Source organism: Herbaspirillum sp. 1130 (assembly GCF_017833835.1).
Classification (GTDB): Bacteria; Pseudomonadota; Gammaproteobacteria; order Burkholderiales; family Burkholderiaceae_D; genus Herbaspirillum; species Herbaspirillum huttiense.
The window spans coordinates 46,094-64,420 of record NZ_JAFICQ010000003.1; the positions used below are offsets into that span (position 1 = coordinate 46,094).

Here is an 18,327-nt window from a genome sequence, read left to right on the forward strand (position 1 = left end):
GCGATTCTACGCTGTTGTGGTGGATTGGCGCACGCCGAGATGTCACGGCATGCGCTGGCTCAAGTGCTCTCTTCGAGGCAGAGCGTGAAACGGCTGCCGGTCCCGACCCGGCTTTGTACCGTAATCGTGCCGCCCATGTGGTTGGCCAGCTTCTGGCTCAGGTAGAGGCCCTGGCCCATGCCCTCGTGCTTGCGCGAGGCGGTGGCGTCGAGCTGGGTGAAGGCGCGAAACAGCTTCTGCTGGTCCTGTTCGCTGATGCCGCAGCCGCTGTCGCTGACCTCGATCCAGCTGGTCAGGGTCTTGTCGTGGTGTTGCTGGCGCAGCTTCACCAGCACCTGGCCGCGATCGGTGAACTTGATCGCGTTGCCGACCAGGTGCATCAGGATCTGCGCCAGGGCGCGCCGGTTGGCATGGATGCGCACTTCGCCCGCATAGGGTGCCAGCTCCAGCTGCAAGCCTTTCTTCATTGCGGCCGGGCGCAGTACGGCCACGGCTTCCTCGATCAGTTCCGAGCAGAGCAGGGCCTCGGGGATCAGGTCTTCCGCCTCGGCCTCCATGCGCGAGACATCCAGCAGGCTGGTGATCAGTCCCAGCAGATGCTGGGCGCTTTCATGCACGGTCTGCAGCTGTTGTTCCTGCTCGGCCGTGAGCGGTCCGCCCATGCGTGTGAGCAGGATTTCGGTAAAGCCCAGGATGGCGTTCAGGGGCGTGCGCAGCTCGTGCGAGGTATTGGCCAGGAAGCGGTTGCGCGACTCCACGGCCTCCTGCAAGGCGCGGTTCTTTTCGGCCAGATCTTCTTCGATGCGCTTGCGGTCACTGATGTCGCGCACGGCGATCATGAGGAAGGTCTCGCCCTCGATGGCCAGCGGGCTCAGGCTGACGTCAACCGGGAATTCGCTGCCATTGCGCTTGAGCCCGCACAGGTCGGGCGTGGTATTGCTGGCCGGAGCGGCGCGGCCGGACAGGTACTCCGCCAGGTTTTGCGCATGCATGGCCAGGAAGCGCTGCGGGATCAGGACATCGATGGCACGGCCGGTCAGTTCGCCAACCTCCCAGCCGAACAGCTCGCCGGCGCGGCGATTGGCCAGCACCACGCGGTCCAGCGCGTTGACCACGATGATGCCGTCGGGCAGCGAATCATAAAGCCCGTGGACACTGGCCGCGATCAGGCTGATGTCACGCTGCACCGTGGCCTGGCTGATGTCCCGCTTGCAGGACAGCACGTATTGCGGTTGCCCTTGCTCATCGCGCAACAGCTTGTTGGAGACTGACAGGTGCAAGAGCGAGCCGTCCTTGCGGCGGCGGATGGACTGGCATTCGGCCCGGCCCAGCGCCAGCGTATCGGCGAACACCCGCTCTTCCTCTGCGCGCCGCTCGGGCGGCACGATGAAGTCCGACAGATGCTGGCCCAGCACTTCCTGGCCGCTGTAGCCGAAGATCTGTTCGGCGCAGCGGTTCCAGTAGACCACGCCGCCTTGCATGTCCATGAGGACATAGGCGTCGGGTGCTTCGCTGAGCAGCAGTTGTTCAAGTGCCTGCATCGTCTCCGCCGACGGCCTCTTGCAGGCGCAGCAGTTTGTCGTGGACCTGCCCCGGGAGACCCTGCCACAGGGTCTTGGCGGTCAGGTGCATGGTCTGGGTCCAATCCTGCCAGTCCTCCCCTGCGGCCTGATACAGCGCCGGGAAATCATTCGGTGCCAGTTGCAGTTGCGGCAGCGCCCGCGCGATCTTGGGCAGGGCGGCCTCGGCGACCTGCGGTGTGCCGCAGCCCAGTTCGGCCATGGCGGCCGAGAGATACAGGGTCCAGATGATTTCCAGCGGGCGCGGAGCCGGCAGCTCCTCCGGCAGGGCCGGGGCTTCGTAGTGCAGCACGGCATCGCAGAACAGTTCCGGGATCTTCCAGTCCTGCATCAGTGCCGCCGCGATGTTGAGGTGATTGAAGCCAAACAGCGATTGTTCCATCGCTAGTTGCCCCGACGGTTCCAGCGGGCGCGTCAGCAGCGACGAATAGCCGGCCGGATGGGCCGAGGCCAGGGTCAGCTTGCCGATGTTGGCCAGCAGGCCGGTGGTGAACATTTCTCCCAGCGGTGCCACGCGGGTGTGGCCACTGATGGCCTGGGCACTGCAGGCCATGGCGAAGCTGTGGGCCCAGAAGGCCGGCAGCTTGAAGTTGGCGCAGGAGGCCGGGGCCGTCGTTTCCGCCAGCGACAGCGCCAGGGCCAACTGGCGCACGGCCTGCAGGCCGACCAGCAGCATGCTGTCCATGCTGACCGAGGCGATCGGGCGCACGCGGTCGGCATTGAGTACGTTGACGATGCGGATGATGCGCCCGGACAGGGCCGGATCGGCCTGCACCAGGTGGATCAGTTCATGCATGTCGGGATCATCCTGCGCACACAGGCGCATGATGGTCAGGCGCACCCCGCCGGGCGAGGGCAGGGCTTGGGCGCTCCTGAGCTTCTCGAACAGCGTGGGTTCAATGAAGGTGAGCATCATTTGCCGTCCTGGTTGCGGTTGTAGATATCGACCACTTCCTCCCAGCCGGCAAAGAAGGCTTCCACGCAGCGCGGATCGAAGTGGCTGCCCGCATTGTCGCGCAGATAACGCGCTGCGTCTTCCAGGCTCCAGCCTTTTTTGTAAGGTCGCGAGGAGGTCAGCGCATCGAACACGTCGGCCACGGCCACGATGCGGCCATACAAAGGAATCTCGTCGCCCTTGAGCGCATTGGGGTAGCCGCTGCCATCCCATTTTTCATGATGGGTCTCCGCGATCCGGGAGGCCGTCTGCAGCAGGGAGGACGGACTGCCGCGCAAGATGTCGGCACCGATCTGCGCGTGCAGGCGCATGACCTTCAGTTCTTCCTCGTCCAGCCGTCCGGGTTTGAGCAGGATATGGTCGGGGATGCCCATCTTGCCGATGTCGTGCATGGGGGAGGCTGCCAGCAGCAGGTCCTGCTCCTCCTTGGGCAAGCCGAGATGGGCGGCGATGATGCGGGTGTAATTGGACATGCGCACCAGGTGTTCGCCCGTTTCCGGATCGCGATAGCCGGCCGCGCGCGAAAGCAGGTCCACCGAATTGAGCGCCAGGCTGGTGCTCTGCTGCGCCTTCTGTTCCACCTCTTCAGACAAGTCTTCGATCTTCCGGCTCATGGCCAGCTGCGACTTGCGCATGGCCAGCATGTTCTTCACCCGCGCCAGCAGTTCCACCCGGTTCACCGGCTTCGACAGGAAATCATTGGCCGACATCTGCAGCGCCTTGTGCCGCACCTGCAGGCCCATGTCGGCGGTGATCATGATGACCGGCGTCATTTCCTGGCCAGGCATGGCGCGAAAACGCGAGAGGAAATCGAGGCCATCCATGCCCGGCATCATGTAGTCCAGCAGGATCAGGTCCGGATCGTGGCTGCCGCACCAGTCCAGCGCTTCGTACGCATCGGGGCAGGTGCTGATGCTGGTATCGGGCAACTGCGCCAGCATGTGCGTGAATAGCGACAGATTGGTCTTGTCGTCGTCAACGATCAGAATCTTCATGTGTTCCCCCGGCCCTCTCTTTTAGGTGTTGTCGCAAGGCGGCGAAGGCGCTTGCGCACTCCTCGGCGAGCTTGCGCACGTGTGCCAGTTCGCCCTGGCGTGCCGCCAATTCCATGTTGCGTCCCGCCTGTCCCAGCGCCTGGATGCCCAGGTTCAGGCAGCTGCCCGCCAGCCGGTGGCCCAGCGCCTGGATCTCGCCCAGCAGCGGATCGCTGGCCTGGCAATGCCGCGCCAGATCGTCCATGACCGGCGTAGTGTGTTCGACGAACATGTCCAGCATCTGGCCAGCCAGCACGGTGTCCTCGCCGAACAGTTCCTGCAGGCGGCTCTCGTCGAGCATGAGCGGCGCAGCACCGGTGTCGGCGGCCGCTTCCTGCGCCGCCGGCAGGTAATGCTCCAGCATCGCCGCCAGTTGCGAGCGCAGCAAAGGCTTGGTCAGGTAATCGTCCATACCGGCCTCCAGGCACTGTTCCCGATCCCCGGCCATGGCATTGGCGGTCATCGCGACAATGGGGGTGTGGGCCAGCTCGCCCTGCAGACGCCGGATGCGGCGCGTGGTTTCGTAGCCATCCAGCACCGGCATCTGGCAATCCATCAGGATCAGCGCGTAAGCGCGCCGTGCCAGCTTCTCCAGCGCCTCCGCACCGTTGGAGGCGATATCGACCGCGTAGCCCATGGCATTGAGCTGGTACACCGCCACCTTCTGGTTCATCACGTTGTCTTCCACCAGCAGGAGTTCGCGCTGTTCCTGCTGCCCCTGTTGCCCCGGATGGGACGCCCGGGCCGGGCGCGCTGCCGTCAATTCCCCGTCGGCCGCGTCCTTGCCTCCCGCCTGCGGATCGACCGCACGCAGCAGCTGTTGCTTGCGCAGCGGCAACTGCAGGGCTGGCGACGTTGATTTTCCGTCTATATTAAGGCCGTGTACGCCATGGTCAAGCAGCACGCACGTAACTGTCGGCCTTTCCGCGTGCAGGCGTGCCAGCACTGCGGCCGGCGGCACATCCCGGATCTCGCTGCTGACGATGAGGGTATCGATGCCGGTGGCCGTGGCCGCCGGGCCGGTCAGCGCCGCCAGGGCGTCGCTGGCACTGCTGTAGCGCACCGTTTCCAGCCCGGCCCCGCGCAGGTATTCGTGCAGCATGGCGGCACTGGCATCGTGCGTTTCGAGCAGGGCCACCTGTCGTTTTTTGGCTGCATGCGGACGGGTGGCGAACTGCGCGGGTTGCGCCACGGGAATGCCCAGTTCGAACCAGAAGCAGGAACCGTTACCGGGCGTGCTCTCCACGCCGATCTTGCCGCCCATCAGTTCCACCAGGCGCTTGCAGATCGACAGGCCCAGGCCGGTGCCGCCGTATTGGCGGGTGACCGAGTTGTCGGCCTGCGAGAAGGGCGAGAACAGGCGGCGCAGCGTATCGTCATCCATGCCGATGCCGCTGTCGCGCACCTCGAAACGCACCCGGCAGTGATCGCCCGACACGTGCAAGGCCTGCACCCGCAGCAGCACTTCGCCCACATGGGTGAACTTGAGCGCGTTGCCCAGCAGGTTCAGGAGGACCTGGCGGATGCGTCCGGGGTCGCCCAGCAGCCGCACCGGCAGGCGCGGATCGACGTGCGCCAGCAAGCGCACGCGCTTTTCGTGCGCCTTGAAGGACAGCGCTTCGGCGCTGGCTTCCACCACTTCCAGCAGGTCGAACTCGACCACGGCGATGTCCATCTTGCCGACGTCGATCTTGGAGAAATCCAGCACGTCATTGACGATGCCCAGCAGGGCATTGGCCGAATCCTCGATGGCCTTGGCGAATTCGGCTTGCTGCGTATCCAGGCGCGTGGTGCGCAACAGTCCGGCCATGCCCAGTACCGCATTCATGGGTGTGCGGATTTCGTGGCTCATGGTGGAGAGGAAGGCCCCGCGCGTGAGCATGGCCTGGTCGGCCGCTTCCTTGGCCAGGACCAGGTTGCGCGCGGCACGCTGATGGTCGCGCAGCAGGCGCAGCAGGATCAGGGCCCGTACCAGCCACAGCGCCAGCAGTCCCACGATCAGCCAGGGCGGCAGGTCGGCATGCCACAGCGCGGCCACCGTCAGCACGGCAAAGCCGGCCTCGGCCAGCGCCAGCGGCAAACGCCCGTCGCGCGGGCGCGCCGGGGCGTGCTGCGCATTGTTGTGGGTGCTGCCTGGCATCACGAGCTTGTCTCCATGTTTCCCGACTCCGGTTCGATTCCGCCCGCAAGTGCGAAGAGGCAGTGCGGGTTTGAATGGAATCAATTATAACGAATCGGTTCGCAAATTGCCGAAATTGTTTTATTTGTTCCGCTGGGGAAGCCCGTCTGTGGTCAAAATGCGGCACAATGATGAGCTTGTCATTGCGATAATAATTGGCCTCTGTCACGCTGCTGCTGGTACTGCGCGGCTTCCGCTGCAAGTTCGAAATAAGCAATATTATTATTTTGTTCTGTCAAATTAATTTTATTGATTTATTCGATTAATTTATTTAAGATGACCGCACAACCAAACAATGCAGTGGCCCAACCCGAAAAGGAGCCCGCACCATGGCACATCCCCCCTCGATGGCACGCGCCCGACTGGCCCGTCCTGACCTGCTGCGCTGGCATGCCGCGCTGCTTCTGCTCACGCTTGGCTGCTGGGCCTGGCCGCATTTGCAGGCGGCCACCACGGCCAAGCTCTCCATCTCGGTGCTGGTGACTACGCGCTGCAACGTGGTGGTCAATATCATCAATGGCATGGCGGCCGTGACCAATACCTGTGGTGCCGCGCCGGTGGGCAGCCCGGATGGGCGTGCCTTTCTGCTGGTGAACCAGCAGGAGCGTTCGGTGGTGGTGGTTTACTGAGTCCGCTGCAACTGCTCGCCAGTCAGATCCCGGCCAGCGCCGGCAGGGCCGCGGCCAGCACCGCCAGCAGCACGACCGCCCAGGAGGGCAGTTTCAGCCACACCAGAGCAGCAAGGGCCGCCAGCGCAATGAGCAGGTCACGCCCGCCGAAGATGGCGCTGGTCCACACCGGCTGGTAGAGCGCTGCCAGCAGCAATCCCACCACCGCGGCATTGACGCCCGCCAGCACCGCCTGCATCGCGGCCTGACGGCGCACCGCATCCCAGAACGGCAGCAGCCCGGTCACCAGCAGGAAGGACGGCGCAAAGATGGCCAGCAGGCACAGTACGCCACCGGCCACCCCATTGGGCCAGGAAGACATCACCACGCCCAGATAGGCCGCCAGTGTGAAGAGCGGGCCGGGGATCGCCTGGGCTGCGCCATAACCGGCCAGGAAAACATCCTTGTCGACCCACCCCGTGGGCACCAGCTCGGCCTGCAACAGCGGCAGCACCACATGGCCGCCCCCGAAGACCAGGGAACCGACGCGATAGAAGATGTTGATCTGCTGCAGCCAGGCCGCCGGATGGAGCGCGGCCAGCAGCGGAATGCCCGCCAGCAGGACGAAGAACAACAGCAGGCAGGCGCGCCCCGTGCGGCGGCTGACCACCAGTGGCAGATGTTCCTGCAGGACAACTTGCGGGCCGTGCAGCAGCAGCCGTCCGGCCAGACCGGCGGCCACGATCACCCCCAGCTGTACCAGGCTGCCCTGCAGCTGCCAGGCCGCCAGCGCGGCCAGCACCATGATGGCCAGGCGCACCGGTCCCCGGCACAGCGTCTGCGCCATCCCCCATACCGCCTGCGCCACGATGGCCACGGCCACGATCTTCAAGCCGTGCACCACCTCCCCGGAGAGCCAGTGCGCATCCTCCAGCACCGACAAGGCCACCACCATCAGCAGCAGCGCCGAGGGCAGCGTAAAGCCCAGCCAGGCCGCCAGCGCACCGCGATAGCCGCCCCGGATCAGGCCGATGGCCAGCCCGACCTGGCTGCTGGAGGGGCCGGGCAGGAATTGGCACATGGCTACCAGGTCGGCATAGGTCTGTTCGGACAGCCAGCGCCGCCGGGCCACGAATTCATGGCGGAAATAGCCGAGATGGGCGGCCGGCCCGCCAAAGGAGGTCAGCCCCAGCCGCAGGAAGACCAGAAAGATCGCCCACGCCGGTTGGCGCGGGGCGGCGGGCAAGGCAGTGGGGGTGGCGGGTTCGGGAGCGGGGGAGGCAGGCATGCGGTGTCGGATCGGGGTGAATCGGGCGCGCGGGGCAGGAGGCCGGCGCGCCGTCTATATTAGGGGCGGCTTGAGGGCGAAATGAAGCTTTTTTCATGTGCTCTGCCATTTCATGCGGGATACGCCGCTTTTCCAGTTTGCGCAGGTGACAAAAAGCCCGATTTTGCCTGGTGCCCCCTTGATCTGCGGCAATGCACCCCGATTTGGCGGTTTGGTGCCTGCGCAGTGCTAGAATGCAGGGCTATTTTTCAATCAACCTTTGGAGCCTTACGTGTTTATTTCCGACGCATACGCGCAAACGGCCGCAGCAGCCCCTGGTGGCGCGATGGGCAACCTGGCCAGCTTCCTGCCGATCATCCTGATGTTCGTGGTCCTGTATTTCCTGATGATCCGCCCGCAGATGAAGCGTCAGAAAGAACAGAAAGCCATGATGGACGCACTGGGCAAGGGCGACGAAGTCGTCACCTCCGGTGGTCTGCTGGGCCGCATCACCAAGGTGGCCGATGGTTACATCACCATCGAAGTCTCCGAAGGCACCGAAGTCATCGTGCAAAAGGGCGCTGTCACCACCTTGCTGCCCAAGGGCACCATCAAGGGCCTGTAATCGGCCTCACCGGTTGGCCGGCCTGAACCGGCGAACCCATGGGCGCATCGCTGATGCGCCCATGTCGTTAGAACGGTGTGCAGAAACTTCCGGTTCCTGGCACCCGTTCTGAACAGGGCGGCAGGTCCCTGCCTCCCTCTCCCGCAAGCAAGAAGCACAAGACCATGAATCGTTACTCTCTCTGGAAATACGCACTGATCGTCCTGGCCCTGCTGTTCGGCGTGATCTATACCGTCCCGAACTTCTTCGGCGAATCCCCCGCGGTGCAGATCAGCAGTGCCAAGTCGACCCTGAAGGTCGAGCCTGCCGTGGCCGGCCGTGTCGATCAGATCCTGAAACAAGGCAATCTCGGCGCAGAGAGCGTGGCGTTCGACAATGCCGGTTCGCAGCCCTCGGTGCGAGCCCGCTTTGCCACCACCGACATCCAGTTCAAGGCCAAGGCCCTGCTGGAGAAGGAACTCAATACCGACCCCAGCGACCCGACCTACATCGTCGCCTTCAACCTGCTGCCCAATACCCCGCAATGGCTGCAAAGCCTGCACGCCTTCCCGATGTACCTGGGCCTGGACTTGCGCGGCGGCGTGCACTTCCTGATGCAGGTCGACATCAAGGCGGTCCTGAACAAGCGCCTGCAAGGCATGCAAGCCAGCGTGCGCAGCCTGCTGCGTGACAAGAACATCCGCCACAGCGGCATCAACCGCTCGGGCGACAGCATCGAGATTTCCTTCCGCGATGCCGATACCCGCAACAAGGCCCGCGCCGCCCTGGGCGAGCTGCAGGAAATGCTGCTCACCGACGCCGGCAGCGGCGATGACCTCAAACTCATCGCCACCCTGCGTCCGGAAGCCCTGAAGCAGACTCAGGAAGACGGCGTCAAGCAGAACATCAGCACCCTGTCCAAGCGTGTCAACGAACTGGGCGTGGCCGAGCCGCTGATCCAGCGCCAGGGCGCCGACCGCATCGTGGTCGAGCTGCCGGGCGTGCAGGACGTCTCGCGTGCCAAGGACATCATCGGCCGTACCGCGACCTTGGAAGTGCGCATGGTCGATGAAAGCGTGGTGCGCGGCACCGAAGAAACCTCGGCCATCCCCTTCGGCTCCGAACTGTTCAAGATCGGCAAGGGCGCACCCGTGGTGCTGAACAAGGAACCGGTGCTGACCGGCGACTACATCTCCAACGCCTCGGCCAGCTTCGATGAAAACCACCAGCCGGCGGTGAGCATCGACTTGAACGGCGACGGCGGCCGCAAGATGCGCGAAGCCACCCGTGACAAGGTCGGCAAGGCCATGGCCATCGTCCTGTTCGAAAAGGGCAAGGGCGAAGTGCTGACCGTGGCCACGATCCGTTCCGAACTGGGTTCACGCTTCCAGATCACCGGCATGGGTTCGCCCGAAGCGGCCAGCGACCTGGCCCTGCTGCTGCGCGCCGGTTCGCTGGCCGCACCGATGGACATCATCGAAGAGCGCACCATCGGCCCGCAACTGGGTGCCGACAACATCAAGAAGGGCTTTGATTCGGTGCTGTATGGCTTCCTGGCCATGGCCGTCTTCATGGTGATCTACTACCAGCTGTTCGGTTTCTTCAGCGCCCTGGCGCTGTCGGTGAACGTGCTGCTGCTGGTGGCGCTGCTGTCCACGCTGCAGGTCACGCTGACCCTGCCGGGTATTGCCGCCATCGCGCTGGCACTCGGTATGGCGATCGACTCCAACGTGCTGATCAACGAACGCATCCGTGAAGAACTGCGCGCCGGCAATTCGCCGCAGGCAGCGATTGCCGCCGGTTTCGACCGTGCGTGGGCGACCATCCTGGACTCCAACGTTACCACCCTGATCGCCGGCCTGGCGCTGCTGATCTTCGGCTCCGGCGCGATTCGCGGCTTCGCCGTGGTGCACTGCCTGGGCATCCTGACCTCGATGTTCTCGGCCGTGTTCTTCTCGCGCGGTGTGGTCAACCTCTGGTATGGCCGCAAGAAGCGTCTGTCGGGCCTGGCCATCGGCCAGATCTGGAAGCCCGAGGGCGATGTGCTCTCGACTTCCGGCAAGGCCGCCGCCAAGCGCGACGCCAAGTAATCACCAGCAGCACAGCCAGATTTGAGCCAGGCACCCCGCTGCAGGTGGTGCCGGCACCGAAAGGATAGTGATGGAATTTTTCCGCATCAAAAAAGACATTCCCTTCATGCGTCATGCCCTGATCTTCAATGCGATCTCGGCACTGACCTTCGTGGCCGCGGTGTTCTTCCTGTTCTCCAAGGGATTGCACTTCTCCATCGAATTCACCGGCGGCACGGTCATGGAAGTGGCCTACAACAAGCCGGCCGACCTGGAGAAGATCCGCAAGTCGATTGAAGGACTGGGTTACCGCGACACCCTGGTGCAAAGCTTCGGCACCGCCCAGGACGTGATGATCCGCCTGCCCGCCCAAGCCGGCGTGAACGCCAGCCAGCAGAGCGAAAAGGTCAATGCCGCCCTGAAGGCAGAGGATCCGGACGTGCGCCTGCAGCGCGTGGAATTCGTGGGCCCCCAGGTGGGCGATGAACTGGCCCATGATGGCCTGCTGGCCCTGGGCATGGTGGTGCTGGGCATCGTGATCTACCTGGCCTTCCGCTTCGAATGGAAGTTCGCGGTGGCGGCGGTGATCGCCAACCTGCACGACATCATCATCATCCTGGGCTTCTTCGCCTTCTTCCAGTGGGAATTCTCGCTGACCGTGCTGGCCGCCATCCTGGCCGTGCTGGGCTACTCGGTCAACGAATCGGTGGTGGTGTTCGACCGGGTGCGCGAAGCCTTCCGTGATCGCCGCTTCGGCAAGCTTTCCGCGCCCGAAGTCCTGAACCACGCGATCACCAGCACCATGTCGCGTACCGTCATCACCCACGGCAGCACTGAAATGATGGTGCTGGCGATGTTCTTCTTCGGTGGCCCGACGCTGCATTATTTCGCGCTGGCGCTGACCATCGGCATCCTGTTCGGTATCTATTCCTCGGTGTTCGTCGCCGCAGCGCTGGCCATGTGGCTGGGCGTGAAGCGCGAAGACCTGATCAAGCCGGTCAAGGTCAAGGACGAAAACGGCGGCGCAGTGGTCTGATTTCCAGATTCACCTGCGTTGCACAGGGAGGGCCGCCGCGATCACGCAGCGGCCCTTTTTCATGAAAGGCCCGCAAAGGCGGGATAATGCTGATCTTCACGACAGCGCATCACTGCATTCCCCTTTTTTCATCATGACCGCATCCATCGATCTGAACGATATCGACTATGAGCGCCGCTTCGGCGGCGTTGCCCGCCTGTACGGCGCGGCAGCCCTGCAACGCTTCGGCCAGGCGCGCGTGTGCGTGGTCGGCGTCGGCGGCGTGGGCTCCTGGATCGTCGAGGCGCTGGCCCGCAGCGCCATCGGCCACCTGACCCTGATCGACCTGGACAACCTGGCTGAATCGAATGTCAATCGCCAGATCCATGCGCTCACCGGCACCCTGGGACAGGCCAAGGTGACGGCCCTGCATGAGCGCATCCGGCAGATCAATCCGACCTGCGTGGTCACCGAGGTGGAGGATTTCGTCGATCCGGAGAATGTCGAGCAGATGCTGGGCGGTGGCCGTTTCGATTACGTCATCGACGCCATCGACAATGTCCCGGCCAAGGTGGCCATGATCGCCTGGTGTCGCCAGAACGGCATGCCCATGGTCACCATCGGCAGCGCCGGCGGGCAGATCGATCCGACCCAAATCGAGATCCGCGACCTCTGCCGCACCGAGCAGGAACCGCTGCTGGCCAAGGTGCGCAAGCGCCTGCGTTCACAGCATGGTTTCCCGCGCGGGACCAAGAACAAGTTTCATATCGACGCAGTGTTCTCGACGGAACCGCTGCGTTTCCCGGATCTGGCCGAGGGCGAAGCCTGCGAGATCGCGCCGGCAGAAGATCTGGATGTGGGCGAGGATGCCGCCGACAGCACGCAAGCTGGCGTGACAGGGCTGAATTGCGCCGGTTTCGGCTCGGCCATGGTGGTCACGGCCACCTTCGGCCTGGTGGCCGCAGCGCATGTCTTGAAGAAGCTGGCCGAGAAGGCCAGCTGAGGCAAGGAGGCGGGGGCTTCAGTGCCCGCCGCCCTCATCGACCCGGTGCGCGGACACGCACAGCAGCACGCTGACGGTGACCAGCACCATGGCCGCGATCTCCAGCAAGGTCGGCCAACGCTGTTCCCACAGGAAGCCGTAGAGCAGGGCAAAGAGGGTCTCGAACAGGATCATCTGCCCGATCATGGTCAGTGGCAGCAGGCGGCTGGCCTTGTTCCAGCAGGCATTGCCGAACAGCGACGCAAAGATCGCCACTCCCGCCGACACCGCCACGAAATGCATCCACTCGCTGCCCGGATGCGGCTGCAGCATCACCGTGAAGGCCGGCACTGCGATGAACAGCGACAGCAGCCCCGTGACCACGCCGATCAGCAAATTCCAGTCGTGCGCAGAAACTTCATGCAGGCGCGCCAGCCAGCGGCTGTTGCCGACCGCATAGGTGGTCCAGGAGGCCAATGCGGCCAGGGCGCAGAAGAAGCCGATGACACTTTGCTTCATATCGCCTCCAGCCGACCCGGATAGCGACTGCCAGGCCACGCAGGCGATGCCGGCCAGGCCCAAGGCCAGCGACGGGGCCAGCTTGCGCAGCGAGACCGCGCCATGGCCGCGGCTGCCGATGATGCTCACCGCCACCGGCAGGAAGCCGATCACCAGCGAGGTCATGGCCATGCCCCCCAGTTGCACGGCACTGGCCAGGAACACGTAATACACCACATTGCCCAACAGGCTCAGCCACACCAGCGCACGCCATTCGTCACGGCCCAGGTGTGGCAGCAGTTTCTTGATGCGCGGCGCGATCAGCAGCGCTGCGAACAGTCCGTAGGCGAGATAGCGACCGGCCGTCAGTTGCCAGGGCGAGAAGGCGCGCGTCAGTTCAGGGGCCAGGAATACCAGGCCCCAGGCGGCACCGGCCAGTGCGCCATAAAAAATGCCTTGCAGGATCGTGTTGGAACTCATCGGGAATCAAAGCCAGCCATGTTGCAAAGGGGGGCAGTATGCCCCAGCCGACGCGGGAAGGATTGTTGCAGGCTACGGTTTTCTTGTGGCGGGCGAGGGCGGAAACGAAAACGCCGGCACGAGGCCGGCGTTGGTCTGCTGTGCGGTCAAGCCGTTCAGATCGCGGTGCCGAACAAGCCCGCACCGACAAAGGCCAGCGCCACCACGCCGATGCCCATCGACAGGTAGGCCAGCACGGCCACGCCGGTGATGATGGTGGCCGAGGCCAGCACGATGGCGACTTGCAGCATGCCGGCGGCCATTTCCATCTTTTCGTATTTCTCCATGTAGGCATGCGCTTCATGCTCGGCTTCGCGCGCCTTGTGGGACAGTTCCTTCTTGCCTTCGCCGCTCTTCTCGTCGCTGTCGTAATGGGCGATGGCGTCGTCGAGCTTGGCCACGGCCGCGCTGATGCGTTCATCCTTGGGATTGCCCAGCAAGGTCAGTTGCTGCTTGGCCAGCTGCGCCGCATTGCCGCGCACCGACTTGGCCTGGAAGAAGGACCACAGGTTGGCCGCCTCCTGATGCTTCAGGATGACCTCGGTCTGGTAGGACTTGGACAGGGTTTCGGTAATGGCCAGCACCAGCGCCAGGATGGCGATGAGCAAGGCCAGCTTCTTGTTGCCGGAGGCATGGGCGTGCTCGGCGTGTTCCAGGTTTTCGGTGGCTTCCGTCATGATGGTTCTTGTAATGTGGGAAAAGGAGGGCAGCCCGGCACGCGGGCAGCGTCCCATCAACGATTCACCTCCATATCGGTTGACCTGAAGAATATTGAAACTCGTATTTTCCTGTAGGCCAGGATGGCGGCTTCCCTCAGGCAAGATTGCCCCAGCAGGCAATGTACGCTTCCGATATTCGCATTTCCTCACGGTCGGGTCGATCGCGTTCTCCGCTGCTGTTGCGCACGGTCTGCACAAACAATGTGCCGCAAGTCCAGCAGGAATATTTGCCTTTGGCTACACTGTTCACCCACAAATTCTGAACCTGTGGGATTGGATTTATTGACTGGCATTATACAAAAAGACAATCACGTAATTGTTTTCAATCAATTACATTAATGGTTCTTCGCAAGCACGACCGGAACAAGGCGAAGCTGGCCCCGCAGTACGGCGTCATGGTGCCGTAGCAGAACGCAGTCAGCCTGTCGCTGCAGTACAAGCCGCTATGTCCAGCCAGGCTGGAGGTAGCCACGAAGATGCCCGTTTCCCGGTCCGGGCGTCATGACCCATCGGGTCGATCAACAGGAGAGAACGCAATGTCGAATGAAGCCAAGTGCCCCTTCAACCACACCGCCGGTAGCGGCACCAGCAACCGCGACTGGTGGCCCAAGCAGCTGCGTGTGGATCTGCTGGCCCAGCATTCTTCCAAGTCCAACCCCATGGGTGAGGATTTCAACTACGCCGAAGCCTTCAAGAGCCTGGACCTGGCCGCCGTCAAGGCCGACCTGGCCAAGGTGATGACCGATTCGCAGGACTGGTGGCCGGCCGACTTCGGCCACTACGGTCCGCTGTTCATCCGCATGGCCTGGCACAGTGCCGGTACCTATCGCATCGGCGATGGCCGCGGCGGTGCCGGCCGTGGCCAGCAGCGCTTCGCGCCCTTGAACAGCTGGCCCGACAACGTCAACCTGGACAAGGCACGCCGCCTGATCTGGCCGGTCAAGCAGAAGTACGGCAACAAGATCTCCTGGGCTGACCTGCTGATCCTGACCGGCAACGTCGCGCTGGAAACCATGGGTTTCAAGACCTTCGGTTTCGCCGGTGGCCGCCAGGACGTGTGGGAACCGGACCTGGACGTCTACTGGGGTACCGAATCGACCTGGCTGGGCGGCGATGACCGCTACGGCAAAGGCAAGGCCGGCGCCAGCCACGGCGAGATCACGGCCGATGCCGACCGTCACGGCAATGAGCAGAGCCGCACCGGCCCCACCGGCCGCAACCTGGAAAACCCGCTGGCTGCCGTCCAGATGGGCCTGATCTACGTGAACCCGGAAGGTCCGGAAGGCAACCCTGATCCGGTGGCCGCCGCCCATGACATCCGCGAAACCTTCGCCCGCATGGCGATGGACGATGAAGAAACCGTGGCCCTGATCGCCGGTGGCCACACCTTCGGCAAGACCCACGGTGCAGGCGACGCCAAGCACGTGGGCCGTGAACCGGAAGGCGAGGGCCTGGAACACCAAGGCATGGGCTGGAAGAGCAGCTTCGGCAGCGGCGTCGGTGGCGACACCATCAGCTCCGGCCTGGAAGTGACCTGGACCCAGACTCCGGCCCAGTGGAGCAATTACTTCTTCGAGAATCTGTTCAACTATGAGTGGGAACTGACCAAGAGCCCGGCCGGTGCCCATCAATGGGTGGCCAAGGGCGCCGATGCGGTGATCCCGCACGCCCACGGCGGCGCACCCCTGCGTCCCACCATGCTGACCACGGACTTGTCGCTGCGCTTCGATCCGGCTTACGAAAAGATCTCGCGCCGCTTCCTGGAACACCCGGAGCAGTTCGCTGACGCCTTCGCCCGCGCCTGGTTCAAGCTGACCCACCGCGACCTCGGTCCGCGTGCGCGCTACCTCGGCCCGGAAGTGCCGGCTGAAGAACTGATCTGGCAAGATCCGCTGCCCAAGGCAGAAGGTGCGCCGATTGATGCAGCCGATGTCACGGCCCTGAAGAGCAAGATCCTGGCCTCGGGCCTGTCGGTGAGCGAGCTGGTCTCGACCGCCTGGGCTTCGGCCTCCACCTTCCGGGGTGGCGACATGCGCGGTGGTGCCAACGGTGCGCGTATCCGCCTGGCGCCGCAGAAGGATTGGGCTGCCAATCAGCCGGCCCAGTTGGCCAAGGTCTTGAAGGCACTGGAAGGCATCCAGTCCGAGTTCAACCAAGGTGCCAAGAAGGTGTCGCTGGCGGATCTGATCGTGCTGGCCGGTAGCGCAGCCGTCGAAAAGGCGGCCAAGGATGCAGGCGTGGCCGTGACGGTCCCCTTCAGCGCAGGCCGTGTGGATGCGTCGCAGGAGCAGACCGATGTGGCCTCCTTCGAGCCGCTGGAACCCGTCGTTGATGGTTTCCGCAACTTCCAGAAGCAGCGTTATGCAGTGCGTGCCGAAGACATGCTCATCGACAAGGCCCAGCAACTGACCCTGACCGCGCCGGAAATGACGGTCCTCATCGGTGGCCTGCGCGTGCTGGGCAACACGGTGGGTGGCAGCACCAAGGGTGTGTTCACTTCCAAGGTGGGCGTGCTGTCCAATGACTTCTTCGTCAATCTGCTGGACATGGGCACCGAGTGGAAGTCCACCTCGCCCGCCCAGGAAGAGTTCGAAGGCCGTGATCGCAAGAGTGGTGCCGTCAAGTGGACCGGCACCCGTGTCGACCTGGTGTTCGGCTCCAACGCCGTGCTGCGCGCCCTGGCTGAAGTCTATGCCAGCTCGGACGCCAAGGAAAAGTTCGTCAAGGACTTCGTGGCGGCCTGGGTCAAGGTGATGGATCTGGATCGCTATGACCTGAAGAAGTAAGCAGCAAAGCAGTCAAGCAGTGAGGCAGTGAAGCGATGAACGACGGCGGGCCGCAAGGCTCGCCGTTTTTCTTTGCGCGTGCGCATGTCATGGAGATGTCACGGAGTGCGCCGATGCAGGGGCTATAGTGGCGTTCGGTCTTTTTCTTCACCTGAGAGGCGCATGATGGCCCTGAGCCTGGATGACATTGCCCTGCTGTTCACACGGCACGGCCACACGCAATACACCGGCGAGCCGGTTACGCAACTGGAACACGCGCTGCAATCGGCGCTGCTGGCCGAGCAGGAGGGCGCAGCGCCCAGCCTGATCGTGGCCAGCCTGCTGCACGATCTCGGCCACCTGCTGGAAGACCTGGGCCAGACGCCCACCCTGGCCGGCATCGATGACCTGCACCAGTATCGCGTGCTGCCTTTCCTGCGCGGCGTCTTCCATGAATCCGTGCTGGCGCCGATTGCCCTGCATGTGGATGCCAAGCGCTACCTGTGCGCCACTGATCCGGACTACTTCGCGCAGCTCTCGGCCGATTCGGTGCGCAGCCTGCAATTGCAGGGCGGAATCTTCGATGTGGAACAGGCCGCGGCTTTCATCGATCGGCCCTATGCCGAGGATGCCGTCAGGTTGCGGCGCTGGGATGATCGTGCCAAGACGGCGGGTCTGCCGACGCCCGATTATGCGCACTATGCCGGCTACTTCAATGAATGCCTGCTGCGGCCGGGCAAGGCCAGCCGTCCTCAGGGCAAATAACTTTTCCGATACGCTGATGGGGTCGTGCCGCGCAGCTTGCGCAGCGCATGCGTGAGCGCACTCTGGTCGCCATAGCCGCAGCGCTGGGCAATCTGCGCCAGCGGCAGGCTGCTGGTGCGCAGCAGCTGGCAGGCCCGGGCCACGCGCACTTCGGCCAGCCAGGCGCGCGGCGACGTGTCCAGTTCAGCGCGAAACCATTCATGCAGGCGGCTGGGGGAGATCGCCGCCAGTTCCGCCATCTGCGCCACCGTCCAGGGATGCTCGGCGCGCGCCTCCACCCGTGCCAGCATCAAACGCAGCCGCGACAGTGCCTGCGGCTGCTGCGTGAGCGCGTCCAGCAGCAGGGGAACCCAATGCTGCAGCGTGTTGCCGGCGGGGCGGGTGTCGCTGAGTGCCACCGCCATGAATTCCACCAGTTTCCCGGCGGCGCGGGACAAGGGCAGGAACGGGCGCTGTGCCAGCGACTCCAGTTGCAGGCTGCCGACCGCATCGGGTGCCAGGTCGACCACCAGCGAACGATTCTCGCCGCCCGCGCGCGTGGCATGCCGCGCGCCGGGTTCGACGAAGGCCGCCGTGGCGGTATCGGCCAGGCCTTCGCGGCCGGCGATGTCCATCGCCAGATGGCCTGCCAGCGGCAGCACCAGTTGCGGAAAATCATGCCGGTGCGCCAATGACTCCTCCCGATAGCTGCGCAGGTGCAGCTGCGCCACGGGTGGGGCAGTGTCGGGATGCGGTCGCGAGGATGGGATCATGGCGGGCAGGGATGCA

15 protein-coding genes are annotated in these 18,327 nt (G+C 63.9%); 7 read left to right on the forward strand and 8 right to left on the reverse strand.

Going from position 1 to position 18,327, the window contains the following annotated elements; translation table 11 throughout:
• Nucleotides 1-59: 59 nt before the first annotated feature.
• Genes JOD78_RS13920 through JOD78_RS13935 form a run of 4 tightly spaced genes read right to left on the reverse strand, consistent with a single transcriptional unit; the run spans nucleotide 60 to nucleotide 5,709 of the window.
• Nucleotides 60-1,541 (reverse strand): PAS domain S-box protein, encoded by a 1,482-nt coding sequence (locus tag JOD78_RS13920; RefSeq protein ID WP_121037889.1) that lies wholly within the window; start codon nucleotides 1,539-1,541, stop codon nucleotides 60-62.
• Nucleotides 1,528-2,496: an HDOD domain-containing protein gene (locus JOD78_RS13925; protein ID WP_121037892.1), complete on the reverse strand. Its 969-nt coding sequence runs from the start codon at nucleotides 2,494-2,496 to the stop codon at nucleotides 1,528-1,530. The genes JOD78_RS13920 and JOD78_RS13925 overlap by 14 nt, the downstream gene beginning before the upstream one ends.
• Entirely contained in the window at nucleotides 2,493-3,530 is a 1,038-nt protein-coding gene (locus JOD78_RS13930; protein WP_209568707.1) for an HD domain-containing phosphohydrolase, read from the reverse strand. Before JOD78_RS13930 ends, JOD78_RS13925 begins: the two co-directional genes overlap by 4 nt.
• Entirely contained in the window at nucleotides 3,511-5,709 is a 2,199-nt protein-coding gene (locus JOD78_RS13935) for an ATP-binding protein (protein WP_121037895.1), read from the reverse strand. The genes JOD78_RS13930 and JOD78_RS13935 overlap by 20 nt, the downstream gene beginning before the upstream one ends.
• A 368-nt stretch (nucleotides 5,710-6,077) precedes the next feature.
• Here JOD78_RS13935 and JOD78_RS13940 point away from each other — a divergent pair, with 368 nt between their 5' ends.
• Nucleotides 6,078-6,377 (forward strand): hypothetical protein, encoded by a 300-nt coding sequence (locus JOD78_RS13940; RefSeq protein WP_121037898.1) that lies wholly within the window; start codon nucleotides 6,078-6,080, stop codon nucleotides 6,375-6,377.
• Between the two features lie 22 nt (nucleotides 6,378-6,399).
• Here JOD78_RS13940 and chrA read toward each other — a convergent pair whose 3' ends face one another.
• The gene (chrA, locus tag JOD78_RS13945; RefSeq protein ID WP_209568705.1) at nucleotides 6,400-7,644 is read right to left on the reverse strand and encodes a chromate efflux transporter; all 1,245 of its coding nucleotides are present in this window, start codon (nucleotides 7,642-7,644) and stop codon (nucleotides 6,400-6,402) included.
• 271 nt (nucleotides 7,645-7,915) lie between these two features.
• On the opposite strand from chrA, the gene yajC reads away from it, so the two are divergent.
• The 4 genes from yajC (at nucleotide 7,916) to tcdA (ending at nucleotide 12,314) form a co-directional block, all read left to right on the forward strand.
• On the forward strand, nucleotides 7,916-8,248 hold the full coding sequence (yajC, locus tag JOD78_RS13950) for a preprotein translocase subunit YajC (RefSeq protein WP_088757356.1): 333 nt from the start codon (nucleotides 7,916-7,918) through the stop codon (nucleotides 8,246-8,248).
• Between the two features lie 164 nt (nucleotides 8,249-8,412).
• Entirely contained in the window at nucleotides 8,413-10,317 is a 1,905-nt protein-coding gene (secD, locus tag JOD78_RS13955; protein ID WP_121037904.1) for a protein translocase subunit SecD, read from the forward strand.
• 70 nt (nucleotides 10,318-10,387) lie between these two features.
• Nucleotides 10,388-11,332 (forward strand): protein translocase subunit SecF, encoded by a 945-nt coding sequence (gene secF / locus JOD78_RS13960; RefSeq protein ID WP_039788956.1) that lies wholly within the window; start codon nucleotides 10,388-10,390, stop codon nucleotides 11,330-11,332.
• A gap of 133 nt (nucleotides 11,333-11,465) precedes the next feature.
• Nucleotides 11,466-12,314 carry a tRNA cyclic N6-threonylcarbamoyladenosine(37) synthase TcdA gene (tcdA, locus tag JOD78_RS13965; RefSeq protein ID WP_134134608.1) on the forward strand — a complete coding sequence of 283 codons (849 nt, stop codon included), beginning with the start codon at nucleotides 11,466-11,468 and terminating at the stop codon, nucleotides 12,312-12,314.
• Nucleotides 12,315-12,332: 18 nt separating this feature from the next.
• Here the strand turns inward: tcdA and JOD78_RS13970 are convergent, their stop codons facing one another.
• Nucleotides 12,333-13,271, reverse strand: coding sequence for a DMT family transporter (locus JOD78_RS13970; protein ID WP_209531876.1), 939 nt, complete (start codon nucleotides 13,269-13,271; stop codon nucleotides 12,333-12,335).
• A 155-nt stretch (nucleotides 13,272-13,426) separates the two neighbouring features.
• The gene (locus tag JOD78_RS13975; protein WP_121037913.1) at nucleotides 13,427-13,987 is read right to left on the reverse strand and encodes a DUF4337 domain-containing protein; all 561 of its coding nucleotides are present in this window, start codon (nucleotides 13,985-13,987) and stop codon (nucleotides 13,427-13,429) included.
• 578 nt (nucleotides 13,988-14,565) lie between these two features.
• Between JOD78_RS13975 and katG the strand changes: the two genes are divergently transcribed.
• A complete protein-coding gene (katG, locus tag JOD78_RS13980) occupies nucleotides 14,566-16,815 on the forward strand; it encodes a catalase/peroxidase HPI (protein ID WP_209568703.1) in 2,250 nt (749 codons plus the stop codon).
• A gap of 165 nt (nucleotides 16,816-16,980) precedes the next feature.
• Entirely contained in the window at nucleotides 16,981-17,559 is a 579-nt protein-coding gene (locus JOD78_RS13985; protein WP_034332666.1) for a phosphonate degradation HD-domain oxygenase, read from the forward strand.
• Here the strand turns inward: JOD78_RS13985 and JOD78_RS13990 are convergent.
• Nucleotides 17,547-18,311, reverse strand: coding sequence for an AraC family transcriptional regulator (locus JOD78_RS13990; RefSeq protein ID WP_209568701.1), 765 nt, complete (start codon nucleotides 18,309-18,311; stop codon nucleotides 17,547-17,549). The genes JOD78_RS13985 and JOD78_RS13990 overlap by 13 nt on opposite strands.
• Between the last annotated feature and the right edge of the window lie 16 nt (nucleotides 18,312-18,327).

What these genes read in the sequence shown, in the direction of transcription:
- secF (WP_039788956.1), top strand. Translation starts at nt 10,388, where the DNA reads ATGGAATTTTTCCGCATCAAAAAAGACATTCCCTTCATGCGTCATGCC.
- JOD78_RS13985 (WP_034332666.1), top strand. Translation starts at nt 16,981, where the DNA reads ATGGCCCTGAGCCTGGATGACATTGCCCTGCTGTTCACACGGCACGGC.
- chrA (WP_209568705.1), bottom strand. Translation starts at nt 7,644, where the DNA reads ATGCCTGCCTCCCCCGCTCCCGAACCCGCCACCCCCACTGCCTTGCCC.
- secD (WP_121037904.1), top strand. Translation starts at nt 8,413, where the DNA reads ATGAATCGTTACTCTCTCTGGAAATACGCACTGATCGTCCTGGCCCTG.
- JOD78_RS13940 (WP_121037898.1), top strand. Translation starts at nt 6,078, where the DNA reads ATGGCACATCCCCCCTCGATGGCACGCGCCCGACTGGCCCGTCCTGAC.
- JOD78_RS13975 (WP_121037913.1), bottom strand. Translation starts at nt 13,987, where the DNA reads ATGACGGAAGCCACCGAAAACCTGGAACACGCCGAGCACGCCCATGCC.
- JOD78_RS13925 (WP_121037892.1), bottom strand. Translation starts at nt 2,496, where the DNA reads ATGATGCTCACCTTCATTGAACCCACGCTGTTCGAGAAGCTCAGGAGC.
- JOD78_RS13930 (WP_209568707.1), bottom strand. Translation starts at nt 3,530, where the DNA reads ATGAAGATTCTGATCGTTGACGACGACAAGACCAATCTGTCGCTATTC.
- JOD78_RS13920 (WP_121037889.1), bottom strand. Translation starts at nt 1,541, where the DNA reads ATGCAGGCACTTGAACAACTGCTGCTCAGCGAAGCACCCGACGCCTAT.
- JOD78_RS13990 (WP_209568701.1), bottom strand. Translation starts at nt 18,311, where the DNA reads ATGATCCCATCCTCGCGACCGCATCCCGACACTGCCCCACCCGTGGCG.
- JOD78_RS13935 (WP_121037895.1), bottom strand. Translation starts at nt 5,709, where the DNA reads ATGCCAGGCAGCACCCACAACAATGCGCAGCACGCCCCGGCGCGCCCG.
- tcdA (WP_134134608.1), top strand. Translation starts at nt 11,466, where the DNA reads ATGACCGCATCCATCGATCTGAACGATATCGACTATGAGCGCCGCTTC.
- JOD78_RS13970 (WP_209531876.1), bottom strand. Translation starts at nt 13,271, where the DNA reads ATGAGTTCCAACACGATCCTGCAAGGCATTTTTTATGGCGCACTGGCC.
- katG (WP_209568703.1), top strand. Translation starts at nt 14,566, where the DNA reads ATGTCGAATGAAGCCAAGTGCCCCTTCAACCACACCGCCGGTAGCGGC.